We start from the raw sequence: 17,191 nt of genomic DNA, 5'->3' as shown, positions 1-17,191 counted from the left end.
AAGTCATTATCGATATAAGCTACTCGGCACATTCACAAGCACTTAACCATTCTTATTATTTCAGCTTACAAGTGTTAGCTGAATATTCGCAGTGTATCGACTAAAGAGATGCGTGAAAAGCATTTATATGTAAATTTTTTGCAAATGTTATGTCTGCTACAAAACTCACCATAGCACCTACGATAATGAGTTAATCAGCTTGTTGGCATGTATATTTTGTTATAAGCACGTTTGCAGAAATATAGAGGTTGTTGGCCTTAAGGGACAATTTCATTTGTTATTTTCCCTTAACAAAATGAGCTATTTCTTTCTCATCAGTTCGAGATAGCCTACAACCTCTAATATTTTAAATAGGCGTGTTATGCCGCAACAGGCTGTTCAGAGAGTTCCTCAATCAATTGATTGAATTGAGACTTCATCCATTGATGGCCTTTATCCCTAACCGTTGATTCATGCCAAGTTAAGTAACAAGGCAGTGTATCCTTAAGCCAAGGTAACGTTAACGTACGTAATTTAAGTTGCCCAAAGTGATGATTAACTAACCATTTTGGCACAATAGCCACGAGATCAGTTTGAGCAACAATACTCAATACACTATTTAAGTCAGTCCCTTGATAACTAACCGTATGCGATAACTCAGTATTATTATAATAAGGTTTACTAAATGACCCCATGTTATCCATTGACATAATAGCGTGGCGTTCATTATTTAGTTCAGTTTCAGAAATTGAATTACCAATACGTGGATGATGATTTGCCACCACTAATACCAATTCGTCATCAAATAAAACCTGATGTTGAAATTCCGTCTTTTCTAATTGATTATAGCCAAGGAAGAAATCCATTTCTTGGTATTTTAATTGATGAGCAATTTTATCACCCATAAAAGAATGAATGATTATATTAATATTAGGCGAAACTACCTTAAATTTTTCGACAATAATAGCAGCTAGGCGAATATCTAACGGTGAACAGATAGATAAATTAAATACCCGATCACTGTTTTGTGGGTTAAAACCTGCGCTAGGTAATTCATTATGAACTAATTGTAATGCTTGCCTAATAGGCCCAAATAATTGTTTAGCACGCGATGTCGGCTGAATACCACGCCCATATCGCACAAATAACTCGTCATTAAACATTGATTTTAAACGTGAAACTGCATTACTTACTGCAGGCTGAGACATCCCTAGAACTTGCGCAGCTTTTGTCACATTTTGCATCTGCATAACCACGTCAAAAACCGTTAATAGGTTAAGATCAACATTACGTAAATGAATATCGCTACTATCTTTTTTAGCTGTTGAAATTGTATCAAAATCAGTCATTTTTTACTCCACTAATATATTTATCATTTTTCATTAACGAAAAGAGTCATTCATCTAAAGAAACCGACGAATATATAAATTCATTAAATATTATTCTTAAAACAACTTATAGATAATAAGCTATTTCGCTTTCCCTGCATTTATTAAAACGACGTTTATATTACTTAACCTATTAATTAAACTTGCAGTATAAATATCATCATAAAGCGTAAATATTCATCAAAACAATGAGTAATAACTACTAATTAGACTTGCAATCACTCACCGTAAAAATAATAAAGCAATTTTTGCAAGAAATCATAATAAATCGTATTTAGAATCAATAAATATCCTCATTATCAGATTATTTTTTAAATACTCATTTATTAGATAATTAACTTAATTAAAAAGCATTGGTGTAGGTGATTCATTCCTTGCGTTGAACTTCAACTCATAGAAAAATAGAAAAACACCATAAAATTCAACACATTAAACCCAATCAATACTTAGACAATGCCTGATTGAAGAATTTTACCCTTATAATTACATAAAAATCCAGACAAAACAGAAGAGTTACACCAAAAAAATAGCAACAACCACCAACTAAAAGCCATAATTCATGATTGGTAAAAATATGCTAAAAATCTATGATTGACATTAACTTTAAGATAACGTATCAATAAATACAGTTTAATTAAGATACTCAAGAGAGACGGTTGCAATGACATTTTCTATTCGCCTACTAAGCCTACTACTACTCGCATTAAATTTGCGCGGTATGCTTATGGACGAAAAATAGAAACAAACTGTCCACAAACATTAAGAACCCGCGCAACCGCGGGTTTTTTTATGCCTGCGGCTTTGGAAGAACATAACACTCAGTAAAAACAAAATTCGATATGAGGAACACAATATGAGCAACCAAGTCATTATCTTTGATACCACCTTACGCGACGGTGAGCAGGCATTACAGGCTAGTTTATCAGTCAAAGAAAAATTACAAATCGCCTTTGCGTTAGAACGTTTAGGCGTTGATATCATTGAAGCCGGTTTCCCAGTCTCTTCACCAGGTGACTTCGAGTCCGTTCAAACCATTGCCAGAGAAATCAAAAATAGCCGAATTTGTGCATTAGCACGTTGTATTGAAAATGATATTGATGTTGCAGCCGAGTCATTAAAGGTCGCTGAAGCCTTTCGTATTCATATTTTCTTAGCCACCTCCAACTTGCATATGGAGAAAAAATTAAATAAATCCTTTGATGGCGTAATGGATATGGCAATCAATTCCATCAAGCGAGCTAGACGCTATACCGACGACGTTGAATTCTCCTGTGAAGACGCCGGCCGTACTGACCCTGACAATTTGTGCCGCATTGTTGAAACAGCTATAAATGCGGGTGCCACCACCATTAATATCCCAGATACTGTAGGTTATACAACGCCTTACCAATTTGGTGGAATTATCACTGATTTGTATAACCGTGTGCCAAATATCGATAAAGCCGTTATTTCTGTTCATTGCCATGATGATTTAGGGATGTCGGTTGCTAACTCAATCAGTGCCGTGCAAGCCGGTGCCCGCCAAGTAGAAGGGACAATTAATGGCTTAGGTGAACGCGCTGGCAACACGGCATTAGAAGAAGTGATTATGGCAATTAAATTGCGCGAGCAAATGTTAAATGTGCATACCAATATTAATCACAAAGAAATTTACCGGACCAGCCAATTAGTTAGCCAATTATGTAATACACCAATTCCAGCGAATAAAGCGGTTGTCGGCAGCAATGCATTTGCTCACTCATCAGGAATTCACCAAGATGGCGTACTGAAAAACCGCGAAACCTATGAAATCATGACGCCTGAGTCCATTGGCTTAAAAGAACAACAACTGAATTTAACCTCACGCTCAGGCCGCGCCGCTGTTAAGCACCGTATGGAGGAAATGGGGTATCACGAAGGTAAAGACTTCAAATTGGATGAATTATATACTGCATTTTTGAATTTAGCCGATAAAAAAGGTCAAGTGTTTGACTATGACTTAGAAGCCTTGGCTTTCTTTACTAAACAACAAGATGAAACTGACCACTTCGTAATGGACTATTTCAGTACGCAATCAGGCTCTAGTATTGTTGCGACAGCAACAGTCAAAATGCAGTGTGGTGATGAAGTGAAATCTGAAGCTGCAACCGGTAATGGCCCCGTTGATGCGATTTACCAAGCTATCAGCAACATTACACAATTCCCTATGAAGTTAGTCTCTTATCAGTTGTCAGCTAAAGGCCACGGTGAAAATGCATTAGGCCAAGTGGATATCGTGGTTGAATGCCATAACCGTAAGTTCCACGGGATGGGGTTAGCGACAGATATCGTTGAATCTTCAGCGAAAGCCATGGTGCATGTCTTGAATAGCATTTGGCGCTCAGAGCAAGTTGAAAAAGAAAAACAAAAAATAAATCAAGAATCACAATCAAACACAAAGGAAGCTGTTTAACAATGTCTAGTTATAAAATTGCCGTATTACCGGGAGATGGCATCGGTCCAGAAGTGATGGCGCAAGCTCACAAGGTTTTAGCTGCTATCAGCAAACGTTTTGCAATAACAATCAACACCACTGAATATGATGTTGGCGGTGCGGCAATCGACAAGCACGGTGAGCCATTACCACAGGCCACAGTAAAAGGTTGTGAGGAAGCTGACGCTGTCTTATTTGGTTCTGTCGGTGGGCCGAAATGGGAACACTTGCCACCCGATAGCCAGCCTGAACGCGGTGCATTATTGCCTTTACGTAAGCATTTTAAATTATTCAGTAATTTACGCCCTGCTCGCTTATATCAAGCATTAGAAGCATTCTGCCCATTACGTGCAGACATCGCAGCTCAAGGCTTTGATATTCTTTGTGTGCGTGAATTAACAGGTGGGATTTACTTCGGTCAACCAAAAGGCCGCAAAGGTGAAGACCAAGAAGAATATGCATTTGATACTGAAGTTTATCACCGCTATGAAATCGAGCGTATCGCACGTATTGCTTTTGAATCAGCCCGCAAACGTAATAACAAAGTCACATCAATCGACAAAGCAAACGTGTTACAAAGCTCGGTCTTATGGCGTGAAGTGGTTAATCAAATCGCAAAAGAATATCCAGATGTTGAAGTCAGCCATATGTATATCGATAACGCAGCCATGCAAATGATCAAAGCCCCATCTCAGTTTGATGTGGTGTTATGTTCTAACTTGTTCGGCGATATCATTTCTGATGAATGTGCGATGATCACCGGTTCCATGGGCATGTTACCTTCTGCGAGCTTAAATGAAGTTGGATTTGGTTTGTATGAACCTGCGGGAGGCTCTGCTCCAGATATTGCTGGAAAAAATATTGCCAACCCAATTGCACAAATTTTATCTGCTTCCATGTTGCTAAGATTTAGCTTAGACCAAGCCGATGCAGCAGATGCAATCGAGCGTGCGGTCAATAAGGCCTTAGAAGAAGGTTATAGAACATCCGACTTAGCAGGTGCAGGTCAGTCAATAAGTACCAGTGAAATGGGCGATATTATTGCTCGTTATATTGCAGAAGGGGTTTAACATGGCCAAGACTTTATATCAAAAATTATATGATGCCCACGTTGTCCGTGAGGTCGAAAATGAAATCCCTTTGATTTATATCGATCGCCATTTGGTACATGAAGTGACATCACCTCAAGCGTTTGATGGTTTGAGAACTAAGAAACGTCCTTTACATCAACCAAGTAAAACTTTTGCCACAATGGATCACAACGTATCAACGCAAACCAAAGATATTAATGCTTGTGGCGATATGGCTCGTATTCAAATGCAAGAGTTAATGAAAAACTGTAAAGAGTTTGGCGTAACTTTATATGATTTGAATCACCCATACCAAGGTATTGTCCATGTGATGGGGCCTGAGCAAGGTATCACTTTACCCGGTATGACCATTGTATGTGGAGACTCCCACACCGCAACACACGGTGCATTTGGCTCATTAGCCTTTGGTATCGGAACATCTGAGGTTGAGCACGTGATGGCGACTCAAACGCTGAAACAAGCACGCGCTAAAACAATGAAAATTGAAGTCGTAGGCAAAGCTCCAGCAGGTATTACCGCAAAAGATATCGTTTTAGCGATTATCGGTACAACGGGCAGCGCAGGCGGTACTGGCTATATTGTTGAGTTTTGTGGTGAAGCTATCGAAAACTTAAGCATGGAAGGCCGCATGACGGTATGCAACATGGCAATTGAATTAGGCGCGAAAGCGGGAATTATCGCACCGGATGAAACCACTTTTGCCTATATGAAAGGTCGCCAATTTGCACCTAAAGGCCAACAATGGGACGATGCGGTTGCTTATTGGAAAACATTAAAAACGGATGATGATGCACAATTTGATAAAGTCATCACTATTCAAGCAAGTAGTATCGCGCCACAAGTCACTTGGGGAACCAACCCTGGGCAGGTGATTGCCATCAACCAGCCGATCCCTGCTCCTGAGTCATTTACAGACCCTGTTGAACGAGCTTCCGCTGAAAAAGCATTAGCTTACATGGGGTTAGAGTCTGGCATTAAATTATCTGATGTCAAAATTGACAAAGTATTTATTGGTTCATGTACGAATTCACGTATTGAAGATTTACGTGCCGCTGCTGCAATTGCAAAAGGTAAAAAAGTGGCTAATGGCGTACAAGCTATTGTTGTTCCGGGATCTGGCCCTGTTAAGGCCCAAGCTGAGCAAGAAGGTTTAGATAAAATTTTCATTGAAGCGGGTTTTGAATGGCGTTTACCGGGTTGCTCTATGTGTTTAGCGATGAATAATGACCGCTTAAACCCTGGCGAACGCTGTGCATCAACCAGTAACCGTAACTTTGAAGGCCGCCAAGGTCGCGCAGGTCGTACTCACTTGGTTAGCCCAGCAATGGCAGCGGCCGCAGCGATTAATGGCCATTTTGCTGATGTACGTGATATTCAAATCTAAGGAGAAAATGATGGAAAAGTTTATTACACACGTCGGGATTGTCGCTCCTTTAGATGCAGCTAATGTGGATACTGATGCCATTATCCCTAAACAGTTTTTGCAAAAAGTGACTCGCACAGGTTTTGGGCAACACTTGTTTAATGACTGGCGCTTTTTAGATGAGAACGGGCAACAACCTAACCCTGATTTCGTCTTAAATAAGCCAGTTTTTAAAGGGGCCAGTATTTTATTAGCTCGCGAAAACTTTGGTTGCGGTTCATCCCGTGAGCACGCACCTTGGGCATTAACTGACTTTGGTATTCAAGTGGTTATCGCCCCAAGCTTTGCTGATATTTTTTATGGTAACTCGTTCAACAACCAATTATTACCAATCAAATTAAGTGAAACTGAAGTGGATGAGCTGTTTAACTATGTTAATAGCCATGAAGGTTGCCAGTTTACGGTAGACTTAGAAGCTCAAACCGTGACTGCTGGTGATAAAACCTATCATTTTGAAATTGATAGCTTCCGCCGCCACTGCATGATGAATGGCTTGGATAGTATTGGTTTGACGTTGCAGCATGTCGACCAGATCACCGATTTTGAAAGCAAGATTCCATCCTTTATGCAGTAAATCCTTTTCTACGCCTACTTTGGTGGGCGTAGTTCCTCTTTTAGCTCTAATTATCCAACTAAACCGCCTACTTCGCACCAAAAATGCGGAATTCATCCATCATTAAAAATTTACAATCCAAAATCACTTCCCCGTTAATATCTTCCTGTATAATTAATAACAAAATAAGATTTTTGCCTTTAACTGAACGATTTTTTCTAAATAGTTCGCACTGTAGCTAGGCGGTGAGAGAAGATATCTTGGGGAGCATACATAAGTATGTGACCCAAGTAGCTGAACGAAACCAACAACGCGACAGTGCGAAATATGACGAAAAAATAAAAAAAAGCCGGTAAAAACCGGCTCGGTGATAAACACCATTACTCTAAATGGGGGAGTCGGCCTGCAACATGCAAACCAAACGAGCTACTTACTGCCTTCTATTATCGTGAGATTTTAGGAAATTAAAATTGATGTATTTTTTGCCGGAGTTCCTCTTTTATGTCTAATTCGCGATTACAAACCCAGTTCATTCGTCTCTGGCAACACTTTCAGGGCCAAGACAGTGAAACAACTCTGCAAGATATCGCTGATACGCTGTTTTGCTCTCGCCGTCATGTTCGGACGCTACTTAATAATATGCAGTCACAAGGTTGGCTCAGTTGGCAGGCTGAGTCTGGTCGAGGAAAACGCTCGGCCCTTATTTTTCATGTTAATGGCTTAGAGCTACAACAGGCACAGGCTGAACAACTACTCAAAGAAGAAAGTATTGAAAAACTTGTCGCCCTAGTGGGTGATAAGGAAACCATTCGCCAAATGGTATTGTCTGAACTGGAACGCAGCTATCGACAAGGTAAGAATTTATTACGGATTATTTATTATCGAGATTTCCCGACTCTTCTTCCTGGCGCCCCCATGCGCCGCTCAGAAATTCACTTGATGAGCCAAATTTTTAATGGTCTTACCCATATAAATGAGGAAAAAGGGGAAGTGGAAGGTGGCCTTGCCCACCATTGGCAACCCATAAGTGATACCCAATGGCGTTTCTATTTACGCCCTGCTATTTATTTCCACCATGGGAGAGAAATGGTTGCCGACGATATTATCTATTCCCTTTTACGCTTAAAAACCTGTTGGCCGCTATTTTCACATATACAATCCGTCAGCTCACCGCAACCTTATGTGATTGATATCACGTTAAGTGAGCCTGATAAACAGCTACCTTGGTTATTAGGCAGTCATCATGCGGCTATTTTACCGAAAGAGTGGGAGAGCCTCGAAAACTTTAGCCGTTGCCCTATCGGCACTGGTCCCTATCAAGTAGAAAAAAACTTGCCACAAAAGCTGACTATCACGGCTTTCGACCGCTATTTTGGCTATCGTGCACTGCTAGATGAAGTGACCATTTGGGTGGTTCCTGAACTTTCAGAACAAATGGTTTGTACGACATTAAAAATGGATGGTGACAAGCACCATAATGATTCACTTGAAAGCCGCATGGAAGAAGGCTGCTATTTCCTCTTAATGGATCAGCGCTCACCGGTTGCTCAGCGTGAAGATGTCCGTAAATGGTTATGTAGCTTTTTAACACCTGTCAACCTACTTGCCCATTGTGAACCGTTTTATCAGCGCCATTGGGCGCCAGCTTATGGCTTATTACTCCATTGGCATCATAGTAAAATGCTAACCTTGTTCCCTAAGCCTGAAGATTTGACTGAGCTGACTGTTACTTTTTATCGCAACCACCATGAGTTCTATGCGATTAGCCAAATTATGAAACGCGTGTTACAGACACAAGGCGTGGAGCTCAAGATTAATATCATTGATTATGATGATTGGTTTAATGGCAATGGGCAAAGTGATATTTGGTTAGCAACAGCTAACTTTTTTAAACCTCTTGAATTTTCTATCTTTGCTACCTTGTACGAAATGCCATTACTGCGCGAATGCCTTAATAACACTCTCCGCGATGAACTTAATCTATGGCGTAATAACCAATTAGATGTAGAAGCCTGGTGTGAAAGCTTAATTGACTCGCAAATTTTCCACCCTATTTTTCATCATTGGCTTGAACTACAAGGCCAAAAAACCATGCGCGGCGTACGGATGAATACCTTTGGCTGGTTTGATTTTAAATCTGCATGGTTTAAACCCTCTGAGGATAACCTAGCAAAATAATGATAGTTATAAACAGATAAAATGAATAATAAGGATGTTATTCACTTTTTCTGTGGATATCCATGTGAACAACCTCATGGTAATCAGGGTATATCCCCAAGCCACTTTTTTATCAAAAAAAAGAATAGTCAAATAATCATTGATAAATCAAAGAAGTAAATAACAAAAAAGCGTTTTATCCACTGGCTATTTTTCTAGCTAAAATACTTAAGACTTTAACTGAGCAAAGATCAAACAACGTTGTATTTATCCACAAGATATGTGCTCAACTTACTCATATTTTGTGATATTCGTCATAAAAACCGTTTAGTCAAGGCTGTAAATACACACAGTAATCTCTATTTTTCACAGTTATCCAGAAATCCTGTGGATAACCTAGTGCATGATCCTGTGATTATCTTGGGATGAACTTGAATAACCTCTGTTATAATTTATGACCTGGATGAATAAATAACATTATATCCCTATATATCAAATAGTTAAAAACATCAAAGAAAAAGTGTTATACTTCTTCAGTTCTATGTATTTTCACTGACTACTTTTTATACATTAATATTCAAACCATGATGCCATTTATTGCGCCACCGCCACCTGATAACGAAGCAACCTTAATGGGTCGAGCGCAAGCCCTTGCTGGCTATACGCTTGGTGAGCTCGCCCAACATGCTGCTATCCCTATCCCTCCTGACCTCAAACGAGATAAAGGCTGGGTTGGTATGCTATTGGAATATTATTTAGGTGCGAGTGCGGGAAGCAAGGCAGAGCAAGATTTCGCTCATATTGGGATTGAATTAAAAACCATTCCTATTGACCGTTATGGTGCTCCACTCGAAACGACCTTTGTTTCTGTAGCGCCATTAACGGGGAATAGTGGCTTAACATGGGAAAATAGCCATGTTCGCCGCAAACTATCCCGCATTTTATGGTTTCCTATCGAAGGGGAAAGGCAAATTCCACTCTCACAACGCAGAGTCGCAAACCCGTTAATCTGGAGCCCATCTCCCTTTGAAGAACAGTTACTAAGACAAGATTGGGAAGAGCTAATGGACCTCATTGTATTAGGCAAAGTGGAAAGTATCACTGCACGCCATGGGCAGGTATTACAGATCCGCCCTAAGGCCGCAAACAATAAGGCACTAACTGAAGCGATTGGTGAGTTCGGTCAACCGATTATGACGCTACCTCGTGGTTTTTATCTCAAAAAAGATTTTACCGCGCCCCTGTTAGCGCGGCATTTTAATCTAAGTTAGTCGCTAACCATCGCCTGTACCAAAGCAGACGATAAATTATTATCACTGTTTAATTTGTTAATTAGAAGGTACTAAGATGTTTGAATGGATACTGGACCCCAATGCTTGGATGGCACTCGCCACACTAACCATATTAGAAATTGTCCTAGGCATCGATAATATTATTTTCCTCAGTATTGTGGTGAGCAAGCTTCCAAGCCACCAGCAAAATAGTGCCAGACGGACAGGCCTTATTGCGGCAATGGTGATGCGCCTTGCGTTATTGGCTTCGATTGCTTGGTTATCACGCCTTACCACGCCGCTTTTCACTGTCGCAGACCATGTTGTATCCGCTCGCGATCTCATATTATGCGCAGGTGGGATCTTCCTTATTTGGAAAGCAAGCCAAGAAATTTTTGATACGATTGAAGGGGAAAGTGAAAATAATCTAGCAAATAAAAAAGTGAGCTCATTTTGGGGCGCTATCGTGCAAATTGCTTTATTAGACATTATCTTCAGTTTAGATTCCGTGATCACCGCAGTGGGGCTATCAGACCACTTATTTATCATGATGGCAGCGGTAGTCATCGCTGTACTCATTATGATGCTTGCGGCCAAACCCATTGGCGACTTTGTTGAGCGCTACCCTTCCGTCAAAATCTTGGCCTTATCATTTTTGATTTTAGTTGGCTTCACATTGCTGCTTGAAAGTGTTCAAGTCCATGTTTCTAAAGGCTACATTTATTTTGCTATGTTTTTTTCTATGGCAGTGCAAGTTCTCAATATCTTGCGCAGCAAAAAATGGAAAACCAGAAACCAAACCGATTAAGATGGCAATCTAACCGCTTGTTTAGCTGCTAAAATAGCCCCCTCTACCGCTTTTTTTGCTTGTGGGCTATTTTTCCAGCAACTTGAGCCTGTTAATGCGGCACCAGAGCTCAAAATTTCATCATAGGAGGCTTCACTCAATTGTGCGAGTGAGCTAAAACCCATTTGTTCCAAGCGGCTAATTACCGTGGGCCCGACACCCTTGACGGCCAATAAAATCTCTTTTTCTGATTCGGAAAATGCCATTTGACGATTCTCTTGTGAATGAATTTATATTTATTAAGCTAATATTTTGCATTTTACCTATTTAATACTTTAAAATTACAATTATAACAATGCCAGTTTTAATAATTATTAACTGACCTATCTTATCACCCCATCTGTACCTGCTTTGTGTTAGGAATTCACCATGTATAACGCACCACTGACTAACCCACATCAACACACGATGCAATTACCTGATAGCCGACAATTTTGCTGGTTTGAATCAGGTCCTAAAACAGGCTTCCCTGTTATTTTTTGTACCGGTGCGGGCATGAGTGGTTCATTAGGATTTGGTTTGGATTTACTCGAACGACTAAACATTCGTTTGATTGTTCCTGAACGTGCGGGGCTTGGTGACTCAACATTTCACCCTGAAAAATCATTAAAAAATTTTGCTCTGGATGTTCAAGCGCTGTTAGATGAGCAATCTATTACTCAATATTCTGTCGTCGGTTTTTCTCAAGGTGCTGTTTTTGCCATGGCTATCGCTCACTATTGCCAACCTATTTCACTGTCTATCGTGTCAGGGCAAGACCAATTTGAATACCCTGCAACTCGCGCAATACTCAGTGCTGATATCGTGAACATGCAAGAGCAAGCCCTTAACAGCCCTGAAACGCTGTCAGATTGGCTATTAAAAAATGTCACCGGCGAGTGGCTGTTGGCATTTATTCTTAATTGCAGCGCAGAAATCGACCAACAACTCTACAATGAAGAACATTTCCTTGAAGCATATAGCCATTGCATGCGACGTGCTTTCGCTCAAGGCAACCAAGGTTATGTTCAAGACTTATTGATTGCATTACAGAACTGGGAATTCACCCCTGAAACGACCCGCGTGCCTGTCTCTTTATGGTATGGCGAACTCGATATGAGCACTGTTCATTCCCCTGATTTTGGCAAAATATTAGCCAGCCGTTTTCCCAATTGCCGACATCATTTGTTAAGTCATGAGGGAGGCTCCCTACTGTGGACACAAGCGGAAGCTATTTTAACCGATATTCAGCAGCACGCCGCATAAACAAAAACCGCGATGAGTTATTCATCGCGGCTATTTATTTACACCCTAAATTCACATAAGTGAATTAACGATAGACAATTCCACCGTCAGTCAAAATAGATTGACCAGTAATATAGTCAGAATCATCGCTTGCTAAGAATGCCACTAGACTCGCGACATCATCAGGGGTTTGAGCACGACCAAGCGCGATCCCTTCAACATATTTTTTGTAAGTCTCGCCTTTTGGTGCACCTGTAATTTCAGCAAAGCGCTCATCAATCTCCACCCACATATCTGTACCAACAATACCAGGGCAATACGCATTTACGGTGATCCCTGAGCTTGCGTATTCTTTGGCTGCGGCTTGGGTTAACGCGCGAACGGCAAATTTCGTGGCAGAATACACACCTAACATCGCAAAACCATCATGCCCTGCAATTGAGGACGCATTGATGATTTTCCCTTTATGTTTACGCTCTTGGAATTTCTCGCTCGCTGCTTGAATACCCCACATGGTGCCATCCACGTTAATTTTGAAGATTAAATCCATATCTTCTTGGCGAACATCAGCGATTGGCTTAACTTGTGCAATCCCTGCGTTATTAATCATTACATCAAAACCACCTAACTCAGCTTCTGCATGAGCCACCGCAGCAAAAACTTGGTCACGTTGACTGATATCTGCGGCAAATGTTGTTACTTTACGGCCTAAAGCTTCAATTTCTTTGGCAACATCTTGAAGCTTGTCTTTTTTCAAATCTACCAGTGCGATATCAGCCCCTTCTTTCGCTAAACGTAGTGCGATACCACGGCCAATCCCTTGAGCTGCACCAGTAACTAAAATAACTTTATTATTTAACGCCATACTTATCTCCTACTGAGTAATAGCCAAATTGACTAGTTCACCTTTAATATTAAGTTAGCAACAATAACAATAAGTTACAAAGCAATGATTTTACTCTAACATTTAATATTTATAAAAAATATTACACTATTAACATGGTGAATATATTTTTTTTACCGTAGAAAAAAGCATATATACGTAAATTACAAGATTATTGTTAATAAAAATCATTCTCAACTCAATAAACAAAAAGTGCGATTCCTTCATTTTCAGTATAAATAATAATCACATAGATAAATTGTGGATATAAAAAAGCCACCAATCGGTGGCTTCTTGATACAGTAAAATATAAATAACTTATTTTTTAGCAGCTTGGATATACAGCATTTCTAATGCAATAGACGCTGCGGCGAGTGCCGTGATTTCAGATTGGTCATAAGCCGGAGCCACTTCGACTAAATCCATACCCACGATGTTTAATGACTGTATTCCACGCAATAATTTCAATGCACGATCTGACGTTAAACCACCAATAACAGGCGTTCCTGTCCCCGGCGCAAACGCTGGATCAAGGCAGTCAATATCGAAAGTCAGGTAAACGGGTAGATCGCCAACAATCTCTTTGATTTGCGCAACCATATCATCCACACTGCGATCATTCACCTGACCTGCATCCAATACAGTAAAGCCATTGTCGCTGTCATGTTCGGTACGAATACCAATTTGTACTGAATGATTTGGGTCGATCAGACCTTCTTTTGGTGCATGATAGAACATGGTTCCGTGGTCAAATTTGCTACCATTGCCATAGGTGTCCGTGTGTGCATCGAAATGAACTAAGGCCATTTTACCAAAGTGTTTCGCATGAGCTCGCAGCAATGGCAGTGTAACGAAATGGTCACCACCAAAGGTCAAGCAACGTTTACCTGATTCAAGTAGTTTTTCAGTGTGTGCTTGCAGCTTGTCACTCATGTCTTGCGCATCACCAAAAGCAAATACCACATCACCACAGTCAACAACATTCAAACGGTCTGTTAACTTGAAATTCCAAGGCCAGCGGTGGCTTTCCCATGCAAGATTTGTAGAAACTTGGCGAATTGCGGCTGGCCCATGACGGCTACCTGCGCGACCTGAAGTTGCCATATCGAAGGGTACACCGGTGATCACCCACTCTGCATCTGAACTATAAGGCTGAAAATTCAGCGGGAAACGTAAGAAACCAAATGCGTTAGAAACCAGTGAGTTATCAACTTGATTGCCTAAAGTACTATTAATCATTTCTGTTCCTCAAAATAGGCCTACCCATTAGCAAGCCCTTTTAATATTCGATTCGAATCGTTTTACCTAAATCAACTTCGCACAGTATAAATAATAAACAAATCATGTTATTTGCACAAAGTTATTATCTGTTCAGTATATTAATGCGCTAAATAGTTCGTGCTGTCGCTAGGCGGCAAAATGAGCCAATCCCTAGGAGCATACACAAGTATGTGACTAGGGTTGGCAAATGCAGCCAACAACGCGACGGTGCGAAATATAACGCGCATTGAGCATTTATTCGTCTTCTAAATAAGTATACCCATACAAACCATTCTCGAACTCAGCGACAAAGTCTTTTTGTAACTGCTCACTCAAGCCTGTCCCTTTTACTTGCTCTGTGAAGCTTTCTAATAGGACTTCTGGGACTAATTTGACGTATTGCAGCATATCTGCGACAGAATCGCCCTCTTCACTTTGCAAGTAACGCAGATTACCTTGGCTATCAACCCAGACATCTATTGCTGCGGTATCACCAAACAGATTATGCATATTACCTAAAATTTCCTGATACGCTCCAATCATAAAGAAACCTATCATAGGCGGGTTTTCAGGGTCGTAGGCAGGCATTGGCATAGTAGTTTCAACACCATCACCATCAACGTAATGGTCAATAATACCATCAGAATCACAGGTGATATCTAACAATACCGCACGACGGTCTAATGGTTTATCTAAACCTTCAATCGGTAATACTGGGAAAACTTGGTCGATTCCCCAAGAGTCTGGCAGCGATTGGAATAAAGAAAAGTTCACATAAAACTTATCAGCCATGCGCTCTTGCAGTTCGTCGATAATTGGACGATGAGCACGGTTACTTGGGTCGAGATCTTGCTGGATACGACGGCAAATATTCAGGTATAGCTCTTCTGCCCATGCACGTTGAGTCAAATCTAACACGCCGTGTGCATACTGAGTATGCGCTTCTTGTAAGTCGAATTGGCTATCATGCAACCATTCGCGTAATGAACGGCTACTGCCCTGATGCTGCATTGACTCCCAGGTTTCCCATAAGGAAATTAATGAACGCGGTGCATCCTCATGAGGTGGTGTGGTTTTGGTAAATTCATTGCGTTCAACCCCAATCACATTGGAGACTAAAACCGTATGATGTGCGGTCAATGCTCGGCCTGACTCCGTGATCACCGTTGGGTGCGGTAAATTAAACTCCTCACACGCATCCCCAATCGCCCAAATGACGTTATTGGCGTATTCATTTAAGCCATAGTTAACGGAGCAATCGGATTGAGAACGTGTACCTTCATAGTCAACACCAAGGCCACCGCCCACATCAAAGCACTGGATATTGACACCTAAGCGATGCAATTCCACATAAAAGCGGGCTGATTCACGAACCCCAGTGGCGATATCGCGAATATTGGCCATCTGAGAGCCTAAATGGAAATGAAGCAACTGCAAACTATCTAGGCGATTTGCATTGCGTAAAATTTCCACTAATTGTAATACTTGGGTTGCAGCCAAACCAAATTTAGATTTTTCACCACCACTGGCTTGCCACTTGCCTGAACCTTGAGAAGCCAAACGGGCGCGAACCCCTAAGCGTGGTGTGACATTCAAGCTTTCCGCTTCTTTTAACACCATCTCAATTTCAGACATTTTTTCGATAACAAGGTAAACCTTGTGGCCTAACTTTTCCCCAATTAACGCTAATCGGATATATTCACGGTCTTTATATCCATTACAAACAATAACGGTTTGTGTTTTGTCTGCGTTCGCTAAAACTGCCATTAACTCCGCTTTTGAGCCAGCTTCAAGCCCTAACGGCTCCCCTGAATTCACTAGCGATTCAATCACTCGACGTTGCTGGTTAACTTTTATTGGATAAACCAGAAAGTAATCGCCTTTATAGCCATAAGACTCACGTGCGCGTCTAAATGCTGCATTTATTGAACGTAAACGATGCTGTAAGATTTGCGGGAAACAAAACAGTGCAGGTAAGCGTAAATGCTCCTGCTCTTCTTTCACTTGATTAACAAGGTCAGCTAAATCAACAAAGGTGTCAGGGTTCTCAGGATTCGGGCAAACACAGACATTTCCGCGCTCATTCACCTGATAGTAACCACCACCCCAATACGCGATGTTGTACGTCTGACGCATTTTGCGAGCGATATTATCATTCATAATAAACTCCTGTATGGAGGGGTGAGTGACGCGTTCTCCTTCCTGATGTATGTCAGTGAAGACATAACACTGCAAGGCAGTTATGTTGGGGAAACGGCAATACTCAGATTTTAATAAAAAGTGCTTAGAACTTCTAAACAGTGACAATATACGACCTTAAGCTGACAGATTAATGACTCAGCCTCGAAGGTGTATTAAAGATGTGACGGTAACTTCGTGATGAAGTAAAGAATGACAGGAAAGTAAATGCCAAAGTCACGCGGCGGTCCGCATATGACGGTTGGATACTGTTATTCAGTAGATTATGGATCATTACCCATTAACCCCCAATATAACTGTTTACCCTTTTAAAATTTCAATGTGGTAGCACTATTTTGGCAGGTTGACCTGTTGATTTAAGCTATATCACCTTATTTTTCATTGAAATTCAAAAGCTTATAAACATTCCTGATAGATAGCAGTCATTTTATATTATCCTGCTGGTATATAACGGGAAATAACAA

13 protein-coding genes are annotated in these 17,191 nt (G+C 40.8%); 8 read left to right on the top strand and 5 right to left on the bottom strand.

Annotation, left to right across the window (positions count from 1 at the left end; genetic code table 11):
- Nucleotides 1-359: 359 nt before the first annotated feature.
- Nucleotides 360-1,328 carry a transcriptional regulator LeuO gene (leuO, locus tag M1F26_RS05910; RefSeq protein ID WP_140171045.1) on the bottom strand — a complete coding sequence of 323 codons (969 nt, stop codon included), beginning with the start codon at nt 1,326-1,328 and terminating at the stop codon, nt 360-362.
- Between the two features lie 892 nt (nt 1,329-2,220).
- Between leuO and leuA the strand changes: the two genes are divergently transcribed.
- The 7 genes from leuA (at nt 2,221) to M1F26_RS05875 (ending at nt 11,122) form a co-directional block, all read left to right on the top strand.
- Complete coding sequence (gene leuA, locus M1F26_RS05905) at nt 2,221-3,798, top strand: 2-isopropylmalate synthase (RefSeq protein WP_004262054.1); 1,578 nt, start codon at nt 2,221-2,223, stop codon at nt 3,796-3,798.
- A gap of 2 nt (nt 3,799-3,800) precedes the next feature.
- Nucleotides 3,801-4,889 carry a 3-isopropylmalate dehydrogenase gene (leuB, locus tag M1F26_RS05900; RefSeq protein ID WP_140171046.1) on the top strand — a complete coding sequence of 363 codons (1,089 nt, stop codon included), beginning with the start codon at nt 3,801-3,803 and terminating at the stop codon, nt 4,887-4,889.
- Between the two features lies 1 nt (nt 4,890).
- A complete protein-coding gene (gene leuC / locus M1F26_RS05895) occupies nt 4,891-6,294 on the top strand; it encodes a 3-isopropylmalate dehydratase large subunit (RefSeq protein WP_140171048.1) in 1,404 nt (467 codons plus the stop codon).
- Between the two features lie 7 nt (nt 6,295-6,301).
- Nucleotides 6,302-6,907 carry a 3-isopropylmalate dehydratase small subunit gene (gene leuD / locus M1F26_RS05890; protein ID WP_094961358.1) on the top strand — a complete coding sequence of 202 codons (606 nt, stop codon included), beginning with the start codon at nt 6,302-6,304 and terminating at the stop codon, nt 6,905-6,907.
- 480 nt (nt 6,908-7,387) lie between these two features.
- Nucleotides 7,388-9,064, top strand: a complete 1,677-nt coding sequence (gene sgrR / locus M1F26_RS05885) for an HTH-type transcriptional regulator SgrR (protein WP_140171050.1) — start codon at nt 7,388-7,390, stop codon at nt 9,062-9,064.
- 566 nt (nt 9,065-9,630) lie between these two features.
- A complete protein-coding gene (gene mutH / locus M1F26_RS05880) occupies nt 9,631-10,314 on the top strand; it encodes a DNA mismatch repair endonuclease MutH (protein WP_036958529.1) in 684 nt (227 codons plus the stop codon).
- Between the two features lie 76 nt (nt 10,315-10,390).
- Entirely contained in the window at nt 10,391-11,122 is a 732-nt protein-coding gene (locus M1F26_RS05875; RefSeq protein WP_140171052.1) for a TerC family protein, read from the top strand.
- On the opposite strand, the gene M1F26_RS05870 is transcribed toward M1F26_RS05875, so the two are convergent.
- On the bottom strand, nt 11,119-11,367 hold the full coding sequence (locus M1F26_RS05870) for a helix-hairpin-helix domain-containing protein (protein ID WP_140171053.1): 249 nt from the start codon (nt 11,365-11,367) through the stop codon (nt 11,119-11,121). The genes M1F26_RS05875 and M1F26_RS05870 overlap by 4 nt on opposite strands.
- 163 nt (nt 11,368-11,530) lie before the next feature.
- Between M1F26_RS05870 and M1F26_RS05865 the strand changes: the two genes are divergently transcribed.
- Nucleotides 11,531-12,406: an alpha/beta fold hydrolase gene (locus M1F26_RS05865; protein ID WP_140171055.1), complete on the top strand. Its 876-nt coding sequence runs from the start codon at nt 11,531-11,533 to the stop codon at nt 12,404-12,406.
- Nucleotides 12,407-12,470: 64 nt separating this feature from the next.
- On the opposite strand, the gene M1F26_RS05860 is transcribed toward M1F26_RS05865, so the two are convergent.
- The 3 genes from M1F26_RS05860 to speA all read right to left on the bottom strand — a co-directional run bounded on the left by M1F26_RS05860 (nt 12,471) and on the right by speA (nt 16,688).
- On the bottom strand, nt 12,471-13,250 hold the full coding sequence (locus M1F26_RS05860) for an acetoin reductase (RefSeq protein ID WP_140171057.1): 780 nt from the start codon (nt 13,248-13,250) through the stop codon (nt 12,471-12,473).
- Between the two features lie 336 nt (nt 13,251-13,586).
- The gene (gene speB / locus M1F26_RS05855) at nt 13,587-14,507 is read right to left on the bottom strand and encodes an agmatinase (RefSeq protein ID WP_094961355.1); all 921 of its coding nucleotides are present in this window, start codon (nt 14,505-14,507) and stop codon (nt 13,587-13,589) included.
- A 276-nt stretch (nt 14,508-14,783) separates the two neighbouring features.
- On the bottom strand, nt 14,784-16,688 hold the full coding sequence (gene speA, locus M1F26_RS05850; protein ID WP_140171059.1) for a biosynthetic arginine decarboxylase: 1,905 nt from the start codon (nt 16,686-16,688) through the stop codon (nt 14,784-14,786).
- Nucleotides 16,689-17,191: the final 503 nt, after the last annotated feature.

The organism is Providencia sp. PROV048, from assembly GCF_033688165.1.
GTDB classification, from domain to species: domain Bacteria; phylum Pseudomonadota; class Gammaproteobacteria; order Enterobacterales; family Enterobacteriaceae; genus Providencia; species Providencia hangzhouensis.
The sequence above is the reverse complement of the archived record's forward strand: the minus strand, read 5'-3'. Positions and strand labels throughout refer to the sequence as shown.